Origin of the sequence: Pollutimonas subterranea (assembly GCF_002849655.1) — a bacterium.
In the GTDB taxonomy this organism is placed as follows: Bacteria; Pseudomonadota; Gammaproteobacteria; order Burkholderiales; family Burkholderiaceae_B; genus Pollutimonas; species Pollutimonas subterranea.
In genome coordinates, this window is record NZ_PDNW01000001.1 from 123,188 (window position 1) to 139,964 (window position 16,777).

At 57.5% G+C, this 16,777-nt stretch carries 14 protein-coding genes; 5 read left to right on the plus strand and 9 right to left on the minus strand.

The features are described from left to right. Positions 1 to 37: 37 nt before the first annotated feature. The 3 genes from CR159_RS00580 to CR159_RS00590 are packed head-to-tail and all read right to left on the minus strand — an operon-like array spanning position 38 to position 2,543. Complete coding sequence (locus tag CR159_RS00580; RefSeq protein WP_233208117.1) at positions 38 to 1,291, minus strand: Tm-1-like ATP-binding domain-containing protein; 1,254 nt, start codon at positions 1,289 to 1,291, stop codon at positions 38 to 40. Next, on the minus strand, positions 1,258 to 1,701 hold the full coding sequence (locus CR159_RS00585) for an SRPBCC family protein (RefSeq protein WP_102072060.1): 444 nt from the start codon (positions 1,699 to 1,701) through the stop codon (positions 1,258 to 1,260). Before CR159_RS00585 ends, CR159_RS00580 begins: the two co-directional genes overlap by 34 nt. Positions 1,702 to 1,712: 11 nt before the next feature. Beyond that, positions 1,713 to 2,543: a phosphoenolpyruvate hydrolase family protein gene (locus tag CR159_RS00590; protein WP_102072061.1), complete on the minus strand. Its 831-nt coding sequence runs from the start codon at positions 2,541 to 2,543 to the stop codon at positions 1,713 to 1,715. 41 nt (positions 2,544 to 2,584) lie between these two features. Between CR159_RS00590 and CR159_RS00595 the strand changes: the two genes are divergently transcribed. After that, the gene (locus CR159_RS00595) at positions 2,585 to 3,424 is read left to right on the plus strand and encodes a helix-turn-helix transcriptional regulator (RefSeq protein ID WP_199173191.1); all 840 of its coding nucleotides are present in this window, start codon (positions 2,585 to 2,587) and stop codon (positions 3,422 to 3,424) included. A gap of 61 nt (positions 3,425 to 3,485) precedes the next feature. Here CR159_RS00595 and CR159_RS00600 read toward each other — a convergent pair whose 3' ends face one another. Both CR159_RS00600 and CR159_RS00605 read right to left on the minus strand, forming a co-directional pair. Next, positions 3,486 to 4,703, minus strand: coding sequence for an ABC transporter substrate-binding protein (locus CR159_RS00600; RefSeq protein ID WP_102072062.1), 1,218 nt, complete (start codon positions 4,701 to 4,703; stop codon positions 3,486 to 3,488). A gap of 118 nt (positions 4,704 to 4,821) precedes the next feature. Next, the gene (locus CR159_RS00605) at positions 4,822 to 5,400 is read right to left on the minus strand and encodes a DUF4142 domain-containing protein (protein ID WP_158238477.1); all 579 of its coding nucleotides are present in this window, start codon (positions 5,398 to 5,400) and stop codon (positions 4,822 to 4,824) included. 194 nt (positions 5,401 to 5,594) lie between these two features. On the opposite strand from CR159_RS00605, the gene CR159_RS00610 reads away from it, so the two are divergent. From CR159_RS00610 to CR159_RS00620, 3 genes are all read left to right on the plus strand, one after another. After that, positions 5,595 to 6,788, plus strand: a complete 1,194-nt coding sequence (locus tag CR159_RS00610; RefSeq protein ID WP_102072064.1) for an MFS transporter — start codon at positions 5,595 to 5,597, stop codon at positions 6,786 to 6,788. A gap of 160 nt (positions 6,789 to 6,948) precedes the next feature. Beyond that, positions 6,949 to 9,609 carry a molybdopterin-dependent oxidoreductase gene (locus tag CR159_RS00615; RefSeq protein ID WP_102072065.1) on the plus strand — a complete coding sequence of 887 codons (2,661 nt, stop codon included), beginning with the start codon at positions 6,949 to 6,951 and terminating at the stop codon, positions 9,607 to 9,609. 207 nt (positions 9,610 to 9,816) lie between these two features. Beyond that, positions 9,817 to 11,373: an ATP-binding protein gene (locus tag CR159_RS00620; protein ID WP_158238478.1), complete on the plus strand. Its 1,557-nt coding sequence runs from the start codon at positions 9,817 to 9,819 to the stop codon at positions 11,371 to 11,373. Here CR159_RS00620 and CR159_RS00625 read toward each other — a convergent pair. The 4 genes from CR159_RS00625 to trxB all read right to left on the minus strand — a co-directional run bounded on the left by CR159_RS00625 (position 11,317) and on the right by trxB (position 14,372). Then, on the minus strand, positions 11,317 to 12,051 hold the full coding sequence (locus CR159_RS00625; RefSeq protein ID WP_102072067.1) for a response regulator: 735 nt from the start codon (positions 12,049 to 12,051) through the stop codon (positions 11,317 to 11,319). The genes CR159_RS00620 and CR159_RS00625 overlap by 57 nt on opposite strands. Before the next feature lie 265 nt (positions 12,052 to 12,316). Next, complete coding sequence (locus tag CR159_RS00630; protein ID WP_102072068.1) at positions 12,317 to 12,646, minus strand: DMT family transporter; 330 nt, start codon at positions 12,644 to 12,646, stop codon at positions 12,317 to 12,319. 30 nt (positions 12,647 to 12,676) lie between these two features. After that, positions 12,677 to 13,426: a Smr/MutS family protein gene (locus CR159_RS00635; RefSeq protein WP_158238479.1), complete on the minus strand. Its 750-nt coding sequence runs from the start codon at positions 13,424 to 13,426 to the stop codon at positions 12,677 to 12,679. Beyond that, positions 13,413 to 14,372 carry a thioredoxin-disulfide reductase gene (trxB, locus tag CR159_RS00640; RefSeq protein ID WP_102072070.1) on the minus strand — a complete coding sequence of 320 codons (960 nt, stop codon included), beginning with the start codon at positions 14,370 to 14,372 and terminating at the stop codon, positions 13,413 to 13,415. Before trxB ends, CR159_RS00635 begins: the two co-directional genes overlap by 14 nt. Positions 14,373 to 14,416: 44 nt before the next feature. Between trxB and CR159_RS00645 the strand changes: the two genes are divergently transcribed. Further along, complete coding sequence (locus tag CR159_RS00645; protein WP_102072071.1) at positions 14,417 to 16,774, plus strand: DNA translocase FtsK; 2,358 nt, start codon at positions 14,417 to 14,419, stop codon at positions 16,772 to 16,774. The last annotated feature ends 3 nt before the right edge of the window (positions 16,775 to 16,777 follow it).

The following is a 16,777-nucleotide window of genomic DNA, read 5'->3' on the forward strand; positions in this document are numbered from 1 at the left end:
ATCAAGGATGGGTCCGGGCACATACGACGACGGCGCTTCATACGGTTGTCAGTATGCTGTCCACGGTTTTTGCCACCTCAGCGGAAAACTCCGCATCGTTGATGTGCAACGGCAACTTTTCGAGGCGATGCAGCGGGGTTTGTATGAAGTATTGATCGATGGCGTGCCATAGGGCCTTGTTGGCGTCAGGATCATGGAACGGTTGGCCCGGCTTGTCGATAGCCGAAAGTCCTTTCATTGGAAGCAGTAAACGCACTAGGCCAGGCGACTGATTCAGCCGCGAGGCGATACGTTCGCCCGCAAGGGCCAGCTCTTCGGCCGTACTGCGCATCAGCGTAACCTGGGCGTTGTGCACGTGGAACAGCCGCTCGCCGAACTGGGTCGGCACTGTGTCGCGCGGACCCCAATTGATCATGTCGAGGGCGCCGACCGAACCAACCCATGGTATGCCAAGTTCCGCCGCGGCGGCGAGGCGGTCGGGCCCGGCATCGCACACGCCGCCCGCCAGGTGTTGTCCAACCTCCGTCGTGGTGATGTCAACGATGGCGCGCAACATTCCTGCCCGGGCGAGTGCTTCCATCGTTCTTCCGCCCATCCCATTTGCATGGAAGACCTGGCAGTCGTATCTGTCGTTGAGCAAGCGCGACACAGCCTGGACGCACTCGGTGGTAACGCCAAACATGGTCAACCCAAGTGCGGGACGATCATCCTCGGTTACTTGAGGGAGGGCATGCATTACCATGCCGGCGATGGCATGCGCTGCGTTCGCCAGTATCAGGCGCGACAGGCGGTTCAGGCCGGCGAAATCGGTGACCGGGTTCAACACCATGATGTCGTAGACATCGACAAATGGTGTGACGGTGCCCGACGCCAGGGTGGAGACCAGTAACTTGGGCATTCCATAAGGAAGCGTATGCAGGGCGGGTGCGATCATGGACGTGCCCCCCGACCCTCCGATACCTATGATCCCCAGTATGTGACCTTTCTGATGGCGCGTTTCGACCAGCCGGCGCAAGGCCTGACCCATGGCTATGACGGCCTGGCCGCGATCTGTGGTGTCAAGTACGGAATCAGCACCCGACTCATGGAAGGAGGCAACCTCGGCGGCCGGTATATCGGCCCGAACCGTGGTGTCCTGGGTGCTGACGTCCACCGTGCAGACAGGTACACCGGCCTGCTCAATGAGTGTGGCCAGGTACTGCAGTTCTTCGGCTTTCGTGTCGAAGGTGCCGACTACCCATACGCACGGGCGGGCGCTCATCCAGACCTGCCGAAGCGTTGGTTGACGCATTCAAAGAAGATCCTGAAGGTATCGGCGACGCGTTCAACGGCTTCCGCTTCCTGGTCAGCCGGTACGTCGAAGGTTGCCCACCATTCGCCAAAGCACTGTCCAGTTTCGGTAATGGGCAGCAGGTGCATTTGGGCGATGTAGTTGCGCCAGTCGGCACCGATGTGCAAGATTTCGTACGTGCATCGATGCTCGTAATCCGAGAGATCGAGCAGCCGTTCGCGCAGTGTGCCGCCGCCGTCGCGAACCGTGAAGTGGCGCACGCAGCCAATCCGGTCCGGCGCCCAGCCTTCTTCAATGTACGAGTTTTCGAAAAAGGGATGATAGTTTCCCAGGTCGCCGAAATCACGCAACATCCCCCACGCCTGATCGAGCGTGGCATTCATAACGGCGCTTACATAGACTCGAGCCATGTTGTCCCCCTTTATCGTGATAGCGCCTTATACAAACGCACGTGTGCTTCGATCGCGATCTCGACGGGAAGTCGTTCCATGCTGCTTGCACCGTAGAAACCATTGCAATGTTCACTATGTCGCAAAACATACTGCACATCGTCGGGCATGGAAATGGGCCCGCCGTGCGCGATGACGATAATATCCTTGCGTATCCTGCGCGCAGCCTCTCCCCATTCATCGATCAGTCGTACCGATTCTTCCAGCGTTTTTGACGAACTCGCGCCTATGCTTCCGCCAACCGTTACGCCCATGTGGGGAACAATGAAGTCTGCACCGGCCTTTGCCATTTCTACCGCTTCATCGGCACTGAACACGTAGGGGGTGGTGAGGAGATCCAGCTCGTGTGCCTGGCGGATCATATCCACCTCGGTCGAAAAATTGATGCCGGTTTCTTCGAGGCTTTGACGGAATGTTCCATCGATGATGCCTACCGTCGGGAAGTTTTGCACGCCCGCAAAGCCAAGGTCTTTCAGCTTCTTCAGGAATACCGGCATGATGATGAACGGGTCGGTGCCATTGACGCCGGCCAGCACGGGTGTGTGTTTGCACACCGGCAGCACTTCACCCGCCATCTCGAGCACGATGTCGTTGGCGTTTCCGTATGCCAGCAAGCCGGCCGACGACGCACGCCCGGCCATGCGGTAGCGCCCGGAGTTGTACACCACAATAAGGTCGATCCCCGCGGCTTCTTCGCATTTGGCGGAAATTCCCGTTCCTGCGCCGCCGCCGATGATGGGCTCGCCCCGTGCGACCATGTCCTGAAACCTCTTCATTAATGCCTGGCGCTCATGCCTTGCCATAACTGCTCCTTTGTTAAACGTTTTTGTGTGATCATTCACTTATGGAAACGCCAGACCTGCTGACCGAGTCGCACATTTTTGGTGACGACACGCGTGTCGTCACCGTTCGCGCAGAACATTGCGAGCCGCTGGCGGCACGCCACATAGCGCATGTTGCGGTCATTGACGCCGCCGCTCCCTACACCATTGTTCGCACGCATCTCAGCGGAGGCTTCATGCAGGTGTGCTTGGGCGGCGAAGGCAAAACGTTGCTCGATGGCAAGTGGCATAGGCACACCGTGGGCGTTGGCAGCTTTGCTCCGGCCCATGTGCTGCATGCGTTCCATTGCTTGCCCGGCCAGCGCTGGCAGCTTTGCTGGGTGCGCTTCATGCCCACTTCGCCTCGGTCGCTTGCAAGCGCCATGGCGCCTGGTCTTACCCGGTTCGACGGCCGGCCGCTGGAGCATGCAATCCTTGGGCTCTCCCGCGAGATGGACCTTGGTGCCGATCCAGGTACTTGCGCAATCTGGGTCGACATCATCGAGCGTTATGTGGCGCGCATGATAGACCCATGGCAGCGGGAGCCCCGGCTCAACGATATGTGGAAAGTCGTCCTTGCCGATATTGGACGCACGTGGAGCCTTGACGAGCTGGCACGCCTGGCCCATATCAGCCCCGAGCACTTGCGTCGGCTGTGTTGGAAAAACTTTGGCCGCAGTCCCGGCAAGCAGCTGACCACCATGCGAATCGCCCAGGCGGCACACCAGCTTGTGACCACGCCGAAGAAAATCGAGGCGATTGCGCGTGATGTCGGATACGTAAATCCGTTCACGTTTTCCAACACATTCAAGCGCTTGACCGGTTTTCGTCCATCTGAATACCGTTCCAGGCCGCGCCCTTAGCGCCGGACAGTGCTTTCGGTACAGGCCAGGCACAATTGAAACCACAGCTCGGCCCACCACGTTATTTTTTGACAAGATAGCAAGTGCTGTCGGCCAACGGCGCAAAGGCCTGCGCAGCGGGAATAGTCTTGACCAGCTTGAAATAGTCCCATGGCGCCTTCGATTCTTCAGGCGACTTCACTTCCCACAAATACATGTCATGAACCATACGGCCGTCTTCACGTATTTTTCCGTCCGTGGCAAAGAAATCATTGATGGGTGTCTCGCGCATTTTGGAAGACACTGCATCCGGATCATCGGTGCCTGCCGCTTCAACGGCTTTCAGGTAATGCATGGTCGATGAATAATCGCCGGCATGAGCCATGTTCGGCATGCTCTGCATGCGTTCGTAGTAACGCTTGGCGAATTCGCGTGATCCGTCATTCATATCCCAGTACCACGCATTGGTAAGCAGTAAGCCTTGCGCGACATCAAGGCCCAAAGAGTGCACATCATTGATCCACAGAAGCAGGGCGGCCAGTTTCTGTTTCGGAGTCAGTCCGAATTCACGGGCTGCCTTGATGGCGTTGACCGTGTCATGTCCGGTCGAGGCCAGGCCAATAATCTTGGCACCCGATGTTTGTGCTTGCAGAATGTATGAGGAGTAGTCGGTGGTGCCAAGCGGATGGCGGGCGGCCCCTAGCACCTTGCCGTTGGCCGCGCGCACCACATCGCTGACTTGTTTTTCCAGGCCGATGCCGAAGGCAAAATCGACGGTGAGGAAATACCAGGTATCTCCGCCTGGTTGCTCGGCCACAGTACGGCCAGTGCCATGGGCCAGGGAATAGGCATCATAGGTATAGTGGACGGTATATGGCGAGCACATAGCATTGGTCAGCCCCATATTGGAGGGGTTATTGACGATGATGTGGCGCTTCTTCTCTTTGGCGACCCCTGCAACGGCCAGCGCAACACCGGAATTGGCCAGGTCGGTAATCATATCCACGCCATCCCGGTCGAACCACTCTCGCGCCCTGGCGGCACCAATGTCGGGCTTGTTCAGGTGGTCCGCATACAGCACCTCGATGGGTTTGCCGAACATGGTCCCGCCAAAATCTTCAACCGCCATCCTTACGGCTTCGATCGCGCCCTTGCCGGACACATCCGCATAGACACCCGAGATGTCCGTCAGTACGCCAATACGTAGGGTGTCGTTGGTGAGGCTCTGGGCGTGGACCGTGGCGGCGCCAGCCGACAGGGCGACGGACGCCGCCGCACATTTCCATAGTTTGCTCTGCATGGTTTGTCTCCTGTGTATTAAGTTCGCAGCAATTGCGACTTTGACCTTGTGTCCCCAAGGCACAGGACCATGCTAAGTATCTGGCGGCAGGGCGTCCATACTGCCAAGACACTAGCACCTATCGAAAATACACCATTTGGTCGGGCGCTACCTTCTTGATGATCGCTTCGACCGACTGCAAATGCTCTCGCAATATGGGTAGCATTTGCTCGGCATACTGCTTCAGCGATTCCTGTTCGCCGGTCGCAGCGTATTGCTCGTGCAGCAATACCGCATCTTGATGCGCTTGCAACTGCGTCCGCAAGTACTGCGCGTCAAACTGTTTATCGTCGGCATGGCGCAGTGCTTCCAGCGCCTTGGCGTGCAAGGCCGACATATCGTCAGGGATGTTCTGCCCCATTGCGGCCGACTTCATGCGCTCGGCCGCGCCGGAGTGGTCCTTGATCATTCTTTCGGCGAATTGCCTGACCTGATCTTGTTTGGATCGGTCCATGGCGAGTTTGCTGGACTGGATCTCCAGCATATTGCCGCTGGTCGCCTGCGTAATGAAGGCGGCTGGACTCATGCGTTGCGCATTGTCTTGTTGCTGTATCTCGTCATTTGCATTTCCCGCCGTGGGTGGGACCACCAGTTGCTCTGACAGCGCCGGTGATGCCAGTACGCCCGAGACCAGCGCGGCCATGATGGTACGTTTCATGTCGACTCCTCGTGTTAAGTGCCAGATGCGCAGCGGAAGACGCCATTGCATCCTCCGGCAACGCGCTGCAAGTGCCGTTCCTGAGTTGGGCGTGCGTTGCAGGACGCGTACTAGTGGCAAAATGATATCCGTGGGCATTTTTCCCCATTCCTGATGTCAGCGCGGAAAGTCGCCGGCAAGTCACTGAGCTTCACATGAGCGATACACCGTTCCGCTGGAACAAAATAATAATTCCCGCCTTTGGGCCTTCGGTGCTGTTCGGCATAGCTAACGGAGCAATTCTGCCTGTAATTGCACTAAGCGCCATCGACATCGGTGCCTCACCTTCCACAGCAGGTTTCATTGCCGCCCTGGTCGGCCTAGGTTCCCTGGCCGGCAACATTCCGGCGGCCATGATCACGTCGAAACACGGTGAACGGCGTTCGCTGATCGGTGCCGCGATGTTAAGCGTGCTTGCGCTCTCGCTATGCGCCATGGCTCGCCATCCGGTACTGCTGGCTATTGGCGTGCTGCTCATGGGCCTCGCGACGGCGGTATTCTACCTGGCGCGACAAACGTACCTCATGGACGCGGTGCCGGTACACATGCGTGCACGCGCGTTCTCAACGCTGGGCGGTACGCAACGTATCGGCATGTTCATAGGCCCGTTTGCGGCAGCGGGCATGATGCACATGATAGGACTGACGGGAGCCTATTACGTGGCAATTGCGGCGCTCGTGGCTGCCGGCGCCTTGTCGTTCGCCTTGCCGGAGTTGCAGCCGCGCGGCGACACTGACGCGGCTACCGTGCCAAAGTCGCGCATGATGGCCATCGCTTCGACCCACAGGCATGTATTGCTCACGCTCGGCGTGGGGATATTGTTGATCAGCGCAATGCGTGCTTCACGCCAGGTGGCCATACCTTTATGGGCGGATGCCATTGGCATGACGCCTGCCATGACCGCCGTGGTGTTTGGCCTGGTGTCCTCCATCGATATGCTGGTGTTTTACCCCGCCGGCAAGATCATGGACCATTATGGCCGTCTCTGGGTGGCGCTACCTTGTTCGCTCATTCTGGCCGCCTCCCTATTCGCCTTGCCGTTCACCGGTGCACTGCTCAGCTTTTCGCTGGTATGCATGCTGATGGGTCTGGGCAATGGCATCGGGTCCGGCATTGTCATGACACTGGGCGCCGACGCATCGCCGCCTGTCGGCAGAACTCAGTTTCTTGGCCTGTGGCGACTGATCGCCGACATTGGTACCAGTGCGGGTCCTATTCTTTTGTCGGCTTTGACTGCGTTGGTGTCGCTGGGCGCCGGCATCGCCACCACAGGGGCATTTGGTTTGGTGGCTGCGGCCATTTTCTGGCGGCGGCTACCACGGCATGGCGGGACGCGTCGGGACGTATGACGCCACTGCAGCCGTGTCGCCGCGACTTGTCTTCGTTCCCGTTAACCTTGTTAACAAATCTCTGCGCTGCGTTAACGTGAACAGATACCTCGTTCACGACCGATCCGTACACTTTAGATCAGGCAGTTGTAAAGTAAACGAGATCAAGCGAGAGCGCATCATGCAATTCAGTAGAAGAAAGTTCCTCAAGACCACCGTAGCATCGACGGTTGCCGCCAACGGGCTCACATGGTTCGGCGCCAATGCCGTGTTCGCGGCCGACACAGTCACCATACCCAGCGCCAGTCACTGGGGGCCTTTCAAGGCCGTCGTGCAGAACGGTGTGCTGATCGGCGTGCAGGCGCTCCCCGATCTGGACGCCATGCCCACCAAAATGCTTACCGAAGGGCTGCTTGGCCGGGTCTACCATAAGACCCGGGTGCAGTACCCGATGATCCGCAAGTCGTACCTGGCCGATCCTACCGGTGATACCAAGCCGCATCTGCGGGGAAAAGAACCCTTTGTCCGGGTCAGCTGGGAGGAAGCGCTGGCCATCACGGCCAATGCGATCCTTACTACGGCTGAAAAGCACGGGAATCAGTCATTGTTCAGTGCCTCGTACGGTGGTTGGTCGCATGCCGGACTTCTGCGCCCACAGGTGCTGCAGGGCCGCTTGTTCAACCTGATAGGGGGCCATTCCGTCACCACGGGTGACTACTCAGCCGGTGCGTCGCAGATAAGCTTGCCGCACATCATCGGCGATATGGAAGTGTATTCGCCACAAACGGCGTGGGAAGTCATTGCCGATAAGACCGAAGTCATGGTCTGGGTAGGTTGCGACCCCTGGAAGAATAATCGCGTTGAATTCACGGTCGCCGATCACCAGATGTACCCGCGCTGGAAGAAGATCAAGGAAAAGGGCGTCAAGTTCATTTCGATCAATCCGCAATACACGCCGACCGACGTAGCCATGGGCTCGGACTGGGTCAAAATCGTTCCCAATACCGACACGGCTTTGTTCCTGGCCATGTCTTATCATGTTTATACCAACGGCAAGCATGACCAGGCGTATCTGGACAAGTACACTGTCGGCTTCGATAAGTTTCTTCCTTATCTGTTGGGCAAGGATGCCGATGGCACGCCTGCCAAAACACCCGAATGGGCCGCGGCAATAACCGGCATCCCCGCAGCAAAAATCGTTGAATTGGCCGAGCTATTCGCCGCCAAGCGTACGCAGTTTGCCATCGGCTGGTCCTTGCAGCGGGCCCATCACGGCGAGATGCCTCATTGGGCAGCCATCAATCTGGCCGCGATGCTGGGCAAAATCGGCAAGCCGGGTGAAGGTATCGGTTTCAGCTGGCACTATGGTGGCGGCGGGATGCCGCAATCGACCAAGGTCATGCCCATCGGGATCCCGCAGGGGCGTAATCCATTGACGTCGCGCTGCCCCGCATCGCGCATCAGCGAGATGCTGCTGAACCCCGGCAAGAAATACACGCGTGATGGCACCGAAGATACCTTTCCCGATGTCAAGCTGGTGTACACCTCCGGCAATAACGTGATGTCGCACCAGCAGGACACCAATGAATTGCTGCGCGCACTGAATCAGCAGGTCCAGACATTCATCTGCCAGGATCCGTGGTGGTGTGCATCGTCGCGTTTCGCCGATATCGTATTGCCCGCTACGTCGGCGCTTGAGCGCGATGACATCAGCTCCGGCGGCACCTATAGCAACGACAAAATCTATGCCATGCGGCAGGTGATCGAACCTTACGGCGAGAGCCTGGATGATTTCGAGATCTTCAAGCGTCTTGGCGATCTGATGGGCGTGGGCTTCCAGTTCACCGAAGGCCTGACCGTCAAGCAGATTCTGCAAAATGCCTACGCGCATGCCAACCCGGGTATTCCGTTCGACGAGTTCTGGGAGAAGGGACACGTCAAGCTGGATGTTCCGGAACCAATGCGCCAATGGGTGCGTCACGGCGATTTCTATACCGACCCGGTCAACAAGCCGTTGCATACCGCGTCCGGCAAGATCGAACTATATTGTGACGTCATTGCCAAGGCCAAGGTCGCCGATTGCCCGCCGATCCCGAAGTTTCTCGAACCCATCGAGTATCTGGGGAATGCGAAACCGGGCCAGGTCCATGTGGTCAGCCCGCATCCATTCAACCGCCTGCATTCCCAGATGGCGAACACTGATCTTCGCAATGATCAGCACATCCAGGGTCGCCAGCATGCCCTGGTAAGCATTGAAGATGCGAAGGCCAATGGCATCAAGGACGGCGACCTAGTGGAGCTCTTCAACGAACGGGGGGCCGTTATTGTCGGCGCGCGTGTCACGGACCAGATCATGAAGGGCGTGGTCAGTCTGGAAGAGGGCGGGTGGGTGCAATTCGATTCAAAGGGACGATGCAACAGCGGATCGATCAACGTCATCACCACCAGCGTTCCTGCTAGCGGACTGAGCCAGGCTACAAGCGCCAATACCTGCGTGGCGAGCATCAAGAAATGCGTTGATCCAGAATCGGAGAACCGTGCATTCGAGCCGCCTGCCGTAGAGCAGAACAAAGGTGTGGCGCTGGACATAGCGTCGATGAATCTGGCTACGCGTGCGCAAAACTTGAAGGGAGCGACACTGGGGTCCATGTCGCCGGGCGAAAAACTGTTCTATGGCCGTTGTACCCTATGTCACGTGGCGCGAGAGCCGGGCGACTATACAATGAGTCAGTGGATGGGCATTACGCAAAGCATGTTCCCGCGTGCCGGCCTGGACGAGGGCGAGCGCAAGATGGTGCTGGAGTTCCTGGCTAAAAATGCAAAGGATGCAGTAACCCAGTAATCGATTCTGAGATGTGCCGTCATTCGGAAGGCCCGGTACCAAACCGGGCCTTTTATCGCTTAAAGGAGGGAAAACGTCATTCCTAAGCTTTACTGGATAACATTGTTGGCCATGGCGTTTGTCATTCCCGTGTGGATGTACTGCGCATTTCGCCTTGTTTGCCATTTCAGGCGAATAGAGGAAAGGGCTCGGGCGGGGAATGTATTCATGGCATCACTGACTCACGAGCTTCGAACGCCGCTAAGCGGAATCAGTGGTGCAGTGCAATTGTTGCAGGATACCGGACTGGACAAGCGCCAGCGCGAGTACGCGCGGATGATCTCCTACGCGAACACGACGCTATTGGAGGTGCTGGACGATATGCTGAATTATTCACGAATCGAATCAGGAAAGTATGAAGCCCAGATCGTTCCGTTCGACGTGCATGCCGTCATCGACGATATGCTTTCCTTGCAGACCATACAGGCGCAAAAGCGAGGTATTGCATTGATTCGGGACATCGATCGCGATGTTCCGAGCGTAATCGTCGGCGACCGGCGCAAACTCAATCAAGTGTTGCTTAACATTATTGGTAACGCCATCAAGTTTACTGATGAAGGGTCGGTGACGATTTCAGTAAAAGCTTGCGTGTCAGCTGATGAGCAGGTGACGTTGCATTTCTCAATTACGGACACAGGAATAGGCGTACCCCCGGCGCAATGCGCCGAGGTGTTCAAGCCTTTCGTGCAAGTGGGTGGCATGGAGCATGGCCGTCGCGGCGGAACGGGGCTGGGATTGGCTATTTGCCGACGCCTGATCGACGGTATGGGCGGTGATATACGTCTGCATAGCAAGCTGAACGAAGGCAGTTGTATTCGCTTTCACCTGCCGTTCAGTATCGCGGCCAGGGAGTCGGCCGCCGCAACGTTGTCTGTAGCTCCAACGGTCGCCGATTCGCATTCGTTGACGGTTTTGCTGGTGGAAGACGACGAGATCAATCGTCTTGTTTGCACGCGCTATCTTGCGTCGAATGGCCATCATCCGCTGGTCGCCGGCGACGGCCGCCAAGTTATGCATATCCTGCAGGCGAGCGAACGATCCGTCGATGCCATTGTCATGGATTTAAACCTTCCGGGTATCTCGGGAATAGACCTGGGCACGCAGATACGCGAGATCGAAGGAGGAAGGTGGAAGCTCGTGCCTGTGATCATCGTGTCGGCCGATGTGTCCGGCAATGCCATGGAACGCGCGCTGATGGCGGGGATGTCAGGTTTCCTGCGAAAGCCATTCACCTCGGCACAGCTGAACGAGACGTTGAGGGCGGTCACCTCCGGGCACAAAGAAGTGGCGGCTTTGCCGTTCGATGGGACAACGGATTCGGGCGGGCATGCGAAGGCGGGGAATCTTCTCGACGCAGCATGGATAGAAGCCGAAATTCAAGAGCTGGGCGTAGATATACTTTTGGAACTGTTGAATATATTTCGTGCGGGCGTGGCTACGGACCTGAGCGCTATCGATCGTTCAGTAGCGCGCAACGACTGGGCTTGTGTCGCGGCTGACGCGCATCGCCTGCGCAGCGCAGCCGGCAACCTGGGCATGATATGGGTTGTCGATGCCGCAGGTCAACTGGAGAAGGCATCGAATATGCCTGTAGTCAGCAGGGCGGTCGCCGAGTATTTGATCTTGGAGCTTGCACGGTTATGCCATGAAAGCTGCGATGAACTCAGGTCAATGCTGCTGTCGGCCCACCAAAACGTAGCCCTCGCTGCGGACGGTAACGATTAACTGCGGTTTCTGAGGGTCGTCCTGCAGTTTTTTTCTGAGTCTCGATATCAACACGTCTATCGTGCGGTCACTCGCTTCCCATGGGCGCTGGCTTATCGCCTGCATGAGTAGGTCCCTGCTTATCACCATGCCCGGTCGCCGCCCCAAGGCAAGCAGTAAGTCCATTTCTCCACGGGACAGGACGAGTTCGTTTCCGGTATTGTCTTCAAGGTGGCGACACCCCGCGTCCAGTGTCCAGACGCCAAAATAGCGGAGATCACGTCGTGGTTCCGGTGACAGCGGAGGACGTAGCCGATGAGTTTGGCGCAGCACGATTTTTACGCGCGCGAGAAGTTCGCGCGAGTTGAATGGCTTCGTGACGTAATCGTTGGCGCCAGACTCCAGGCCGACAATTTTGTCGATATCGTCATCGCGTCCGCTTACAAGAATTATGCCCAGGTAGTCATCGTGGGCGCGCAGTTCCCGTGCCAGTTCAAGACCATCTTTGCCCGGCAAGCCCACGTCCAGCAGTATCAACGCAATGGGCTGGTGATGCATGCATTGCCACATTTCCGCGCCACTGTTGGCGACCACGACAATGTAGTCGTGGCGCTCGAAATAGGCTTTGTGCCTGGCACAGGTGACCGGATCGTCATCGACGACCAGCAGCGTAAGCGGTTCAGTCCGCGCCATGTTCATACTGCACCGCACCTTAATGGTGAACCGTGCCCCAGCTTAGATGAAATCCGCATTAACTTAGTGCATTCCCTAGGTGTTAGCTTTTGAAAAATCATGCACAATGCGTTCCATGCAGGTGAGGAGACAAAGCCCTGCATGGGCAAAGCCGATAAATCGGTACATAAGAAAGTTGCAGGTCCCATAAAAAATATAAAAGTACAAAGGTCGACAACAAAATTGTCGGCCTTTGTCGTTCCTGGCGCATGTCTGCAAAGCTATGCCCGTCTTAATGCATGGCCGATTTCGAAAAAATGTTCAAGACCAGCACGCCGGCAACGATCAGTCCAATGCCGATCAAGGCCGCTGTGTCGAGTGTTTGCTTGAACATCACGTAGCCAATCAGCGAAATCGCCACGATGCCAGCTCCCGACCATATGGCGTAGGCGACCCCCACTGGAATGACGCGCAGCGTCAAGGCAAGGAAGTAAAAGGACACCAGGTATCCCACCGAGGTGATCACTGCCGGATACAGGCGTGTGAAGCCGTCCGACGCTTTCAGGGCGGTAGTAGCGATAATTTCCGCGCCAATTGCAATGGCAAGATAGAGCCAGCTCATGGTGTGTTCCAGTAGTTCATCAAGGGAGCCCTATTGCGTGTTACGCAGGAAAACCTGTACTGCGCCGGCCCCGCCGTCTTGCTCGGAGCATTCCACATAGGCCAGCACGTCGGTCATCTGGCTAAGCCAGCGCCTGACGGTCAGTCTGAGGACGGGCTCGCCGTCTTTCGAACCATAGCCTTTGCCGTGCACGATACGCACGCATTTTATATGGTGTTCCAGGCACGACAGGAGAAAGCGGTCCAGCCTTTCATGGGCTTCGGCGATGGTATTGCCGTGCAGGTCCAGGCTGGCGTTTATCAACCACTTCCCGCGCTTCAGTCCAGTGATCAGGTCAGGTCCGTAGCCTTGTCGCAGGAAACTGGTGTCTCCCTGATCCATGGCAGCGGGACTGTACTGATCGGACTCCCGGGGTAATGTCACCGGATCTTCGCCCACAGCCCGCTGTCGGCGCTCACGCAATATCGCTTTGGAAGCGTGCGCGACCGGCGGCAGGATAGCCCGACGGGTATCCTTTATAGCTTGTACGCTTTTTACGGCGCGCCGGAACAGGATCCTGTCCTGTTCGTCCAGGACAGGGCTTGGCGATATCGCGCTAACACTGCTGCTGGCGCGTACAGGAAATTCCCCACGCGCCGACGCTTCGCGGCGAGCCGTTTCCTTTTTGCTTGCCTCGGCAGCGGCTCGGTGTGCCGCCGCCTCGGCTTCCTTGCGCAGGCGCTTCAAGTCGGCGAGCGTTTGCGTAGTCCCGCCCTTGCGCCCGGCTTTACTCGCCCGCATTCTCCAGCCATCGTTGTGAGTCCAGCGCGGCCATGCATCCTGTGCCGGCGCTGGTGATGGCCTGGCGGTAAACATGGTCTTGTACGTCGCCGGCGGCAAAGACGCCCGGTACTGACGTCATGGTGGCCATTCCGTCCAGACCGCTTTTGGTCACGATATAGCCATTCTTCATGGCGAGCTGACCTTCGAACAAGCCTGTATTTGGCTTGTGGCCGATGGCGATGAACACACCGGTTACGGCGAGGTCTTCGGTGGTATTGGTTTGGTTATTGCGCAAGCGGGCGCCAGTTACACCCGAGTCGTCGCCAAGAACCTCGTCGAGTTCGTAGAAGAGCTTGAGCTTCATGTTACCGTTGGCAACTTTTTCCATCAGTTTGTCCAGGATGATGGGCTCGGAACGGAACTTGTCGCGACGGTGTACCAACGTTACGCTGCGGCAGATATTCGACAGGTAAAGGGCCTCTTCCACCGCCGTGTTTCCGCCGCCCACAACGATAACGTCCTGGTTCTTATAGAAAAAACCGTCGCACGTGGCGCAGCCCGACACACCGCGGCCCATGAAGCTTTGTTCCGTGGGCAAGCCCAGATACTGGGCCGAAGCACCCGTGGCAATGATCAGGGAGTCGCAGGTATACTGCGCTCCGGTGTCGCCCGTAAGGGTGAACGGACGCTTTGAAAGATCGACGCTGGCGATGTGATCGAATACCATCTCGGTGTTGAAGCGTTCAGCATGTGCTTGAAAGCGCTGCATCAAGTCGGGACCCTGTACTCCCTGCGCATCCGCTGGCCAGTTGTCGACGTCGGTGGTCGTCATGAGCTGACCCCCTTGTTCCAGTCCGGTAATGAGCACCGGTTTCAAATTGGCGCGAGCCGCATAGACGGCGGCGCTGTAGCCGGCTGGTCCTGAACCCAGGATAAGAACTTTGGCGTGCTTGGGCGTTGTCATTACAGATAATCCGAAATACATGAACAGCCAATTATAATGAGTCTATGGCTAGAATACCTGCTACCTCCCCCCGGTCCTCGCGCAACGTGCGCAACGGTCCTTCGCCCTTGCAGTCGCGGCTGTCGGGTCTGCTGCGTGAAGCGCGCTGGATCTTGTTCGCCGCCCTGGCGGCATGGCTAGGTCTGGTGCTGGCCAGTTGGGATCCTTCCGATCCCGCCTGGTCTCATTCCGTGCACTCCACCCACACGCTGAATCGTGGCGGAACGCTGGGCGCATATATTTCCGATTTCCTGCTTTTCCTGTTCGGGTATTCCGCCTGGCTGTGGGTGGTGTTGCTGGCGCAACGCGTCGCTATCGGTTTTTATCGCCTCACCAGTGTCCTGTTGCCTAAGCCGCAGGCAGAAACGCTGCCGCGGGTTCATTGGGAGGTCGGTATTGGGTTTTTCCTGTTGTTCGTCGGCACGATGGGTATAGAGGCGCTGCAGTTAACGCAGTTCGGTGCCGCACTACCGGCGGGTGCGGGCGGCCAGCTGGGACAGCTGCTGTCCGACCTGATGTCCATGTCGCTGGGCACGACGGGGTGTACCTTGCTATTGCTGGTGTTCGTCGCAGTCGGTGCCAGTCTGTTTTTCGGTTTTTCCTGGTTGCACCTGTCCGAACGAGTCGGTTCTGCCATCGAAAAGACGGTCCGCCGCATACTCGAGCTGAAAGCCGCTCGCGAAGATCGTCGCCTGGGTGAAGCCAATAAGGCGGTGCGCGACGAAACCGTGGTTGCCAAGCAGGAGCAACTGGTGCACGAAGTACCAGTCCGTATCGAGCCGGCCATCACTTCCGTGCCCAAATCGCAGCGAGCCGAGAAAGAAAAGCAGAAGGCCTTGTTCACGGCGCCGCTCGAATCACATGGCTCTGGCGACTTGCCGGCTATAAGCCTTCTCGACATGCCGGTAGAGCAACCCGAAACCGTATCGCCTGAGACCATAGAGTTCACATCCAGACTTATCGAGAAGAAGCTTTCGGACTTCGGGGTCAAGGCGGTCGTGGTATCGGCTCAGGCTGGGCCGGTCATTACCCGCTACGAGATCGAACCGGCCACGGGCGTAAAGGGCAGCCAGATCGTCAACCTGGCCAAGGACCTGGCCCGTGCCTTGAGCCTGGTCAGCATCCGCGTGGTCGAAACAATACCGGGCAAGAACCTGATGGGACTCGAACTGCCCAATGCCAAACGGCAAATGGTCAAGCTCTCCGAGATAATAGGTTCCCAGACTTATCACGCCGGCTCGTCCATGCTTACCATGGCGCTGGGTAAAGACATTGCGGGCAACCCCGTCGTGGCCGACCTGGCCAAGATGCCTCATCTACTGGTCGCGGGCACTACCGGCTCCGGGAAATCGGTGGGTATCAACGCAATGATCCTGTCGTTGTTGTACAAGGCCGATGCAAGCCAGGTACGTCTCATTCTTATCGATCCGAAAATGCTCGAAATGAGCGTTTACGAAGGGATTCCGCATTTGCTGGCACCCGTCGTAACGGATATGCGCCATGCCGCCAACGCCTTGAACTGGTGCGTGGGTGAAATGGAAAAGCGCTATCGCCTCATGAGCAAGATGGGCGTACGTAACCTGGCCGGCTACAACTCCAAGATTGCCGACGCCATAAAGCGCGAAGAGCCCATTCCAAATCCATTCTCTCTGACGCCGGATGCGCCAGAGCCCTTAAGTCATTTGCCCATGATCGTCGTGGTCATCGACGAGCTCGCCGATCTCATGATGGTCGTCGGCAAGAAAATCGAAGAACTTATCGCCCGCCTGGCCCAGAAGGCTCGAGCGGCCGGCATCCATCTTATATTGGCGACGCAGCGTCCAAGCGTGGATGTGATCACCGGCTTGATCAAGGCGAATATTCCCACGCGCATCGCCTTCCAGGTGTCATCCAAGATCGATTCCCGCACCATCCTTGACCAAATGGGGGCGGAAGCCTTGCTCGGGCAGGGCGACATGCTTTATCTCCCTCCGGGCTCGGGCTTCCCCGCCCGGGTGCATGGTGCATTCGTCCACGACGATGAGGTGCATCGCGTGGTAGAGTCGCTCAAGCAACAGGGCGAGCCCAATTACATCGAGGGCCTGCTCGAAGGCACTCTTGAAGGCGAAACGGGCGATGGCGTGGGCAGCGTAACGGGCTTTGCCGATGCCGAGTCCGACCCTCTCTACGACCAGGCGGTCGAAGTCATTCTTAAAAACCGCCGGGCTTCCATATCATCCGTTCAGCGCCACTTGCGTATCGGCTACAACAGAGCGGCCCGATTGCTCGAGCAAATGGAGCAGTCCGGCTTGGTTTCCGCCATGCAGTCCAATGGCAATCGTGAAATTCTGGTTCCAGCAGGAAATGCCTCCAATGAAGAATAGTCC

What these genes read in the sequence shown, in the direction of transcription:
- CR159_RS00580 (WP_233208117.1), bottom strand. Translation starts at nt 1,291, where the DNA reads ATGCGTCAACCAACGCTTCGGCAGGTCTGGATGAGCGCCCGCCCGTGC.
- CR159_RS00585 (WP_102072060.1), bottom strand. Translation starts at nt 1,701, where the DNA reads ATGGCTCGAGTCTATGTAAGCGCCGTTATGAATGCCACGCTCGATCAG.
- CR159_RS00590 (WP_102072061.1), bottom strand. Translation starts at nt 2,543, where the DNA reads ATGGCAAGGCATGAGCGCCAGGCATTAATGAAGAGGTTTCAGGACATG.
- CR159_RS00595 (WP_199173191.1), top strand. Translation starts at nt 2,585, where the DNA reads ATGGAAACGCCAGACCTGCTGACCGAGTCGCACATTTTTGGTGACGAC.
- CR159_RS00600 (WP_102072062.1), bottom strand. Translation starts at nt 4,703, where the DNA reads ATGCAGAGCAAACTATGGAAATGTGCGGCGGCGTCCGTCGCCCTGTCG.
- CR159_RS00605 (WP_158238477.1), bottom strand. Translation starts at nt 5,400, where the DNA reads ATGAAACGTACCATCATGGCCGCGCTGGTCTCGGGCGTACTGGCATCA.
- CR159_RS00610 (WP_102072064.1), top strand. Translation starts at nt 5,595, where the DNA reads ATGAGCGATACACCGTTCCGCTGGAACAAAATAATAATTCCCGCCTTT.
- CR159_RS00615 (WP_102072065.1), top strand. Translation starts at nt 6,949, where the DNA reads ATGCAATTCAGTAGAAGAAAGTTCCTCAAGACCACCGTAGCATCGACG.
- CR159_RS00620 (WP_158238478.1), top strand. Translation starts at nt 9,817, where the DNA reads ATGGCATCACTGACTCACGAGCTTCGAACGCCGCTAAGCGGAATCAGT.
- CR159_RS00625 (WP_102072067.1), bottom strand. Translation starts at nt 12,051, where the DNA reads ATGAACATGGCGCGGACTGAACCGCTTACGCTGCTGGTCGTCGATGAC.
- CR159_RS00630 (WP_102072068.1), bottom strand. Translation starts at nt 12,646, where the DNA reads ATGAGCTGGCTCTATCTTGCCATTGCAATTGGCGCGGAAATTATCGCT.
- CR159_RS00635 (WP_158238479.1), bottom strand. Translation starts at nt 13,426, where the DNA reads ATGCGGGCGAGTAAAGCCGGGCGCAAGGGCGGGACTACGCAAACGCTC.
- trxB (WP_102072070.1), bottom strand. Translation starts at nt 14,372, where the DNA reads ATGACAACGCCCAAGCACGCCAAAGTTCTTATCCTGGGTTCAGGACCA.
- CR159_RS00645 (WP_102072071.1), top strand. Translation starts at nt 14,417, where the DNA reads ATGGCTAGAATACCTGCTACCTCCCCCCGGTCCTCGCGCAACGTGCGC.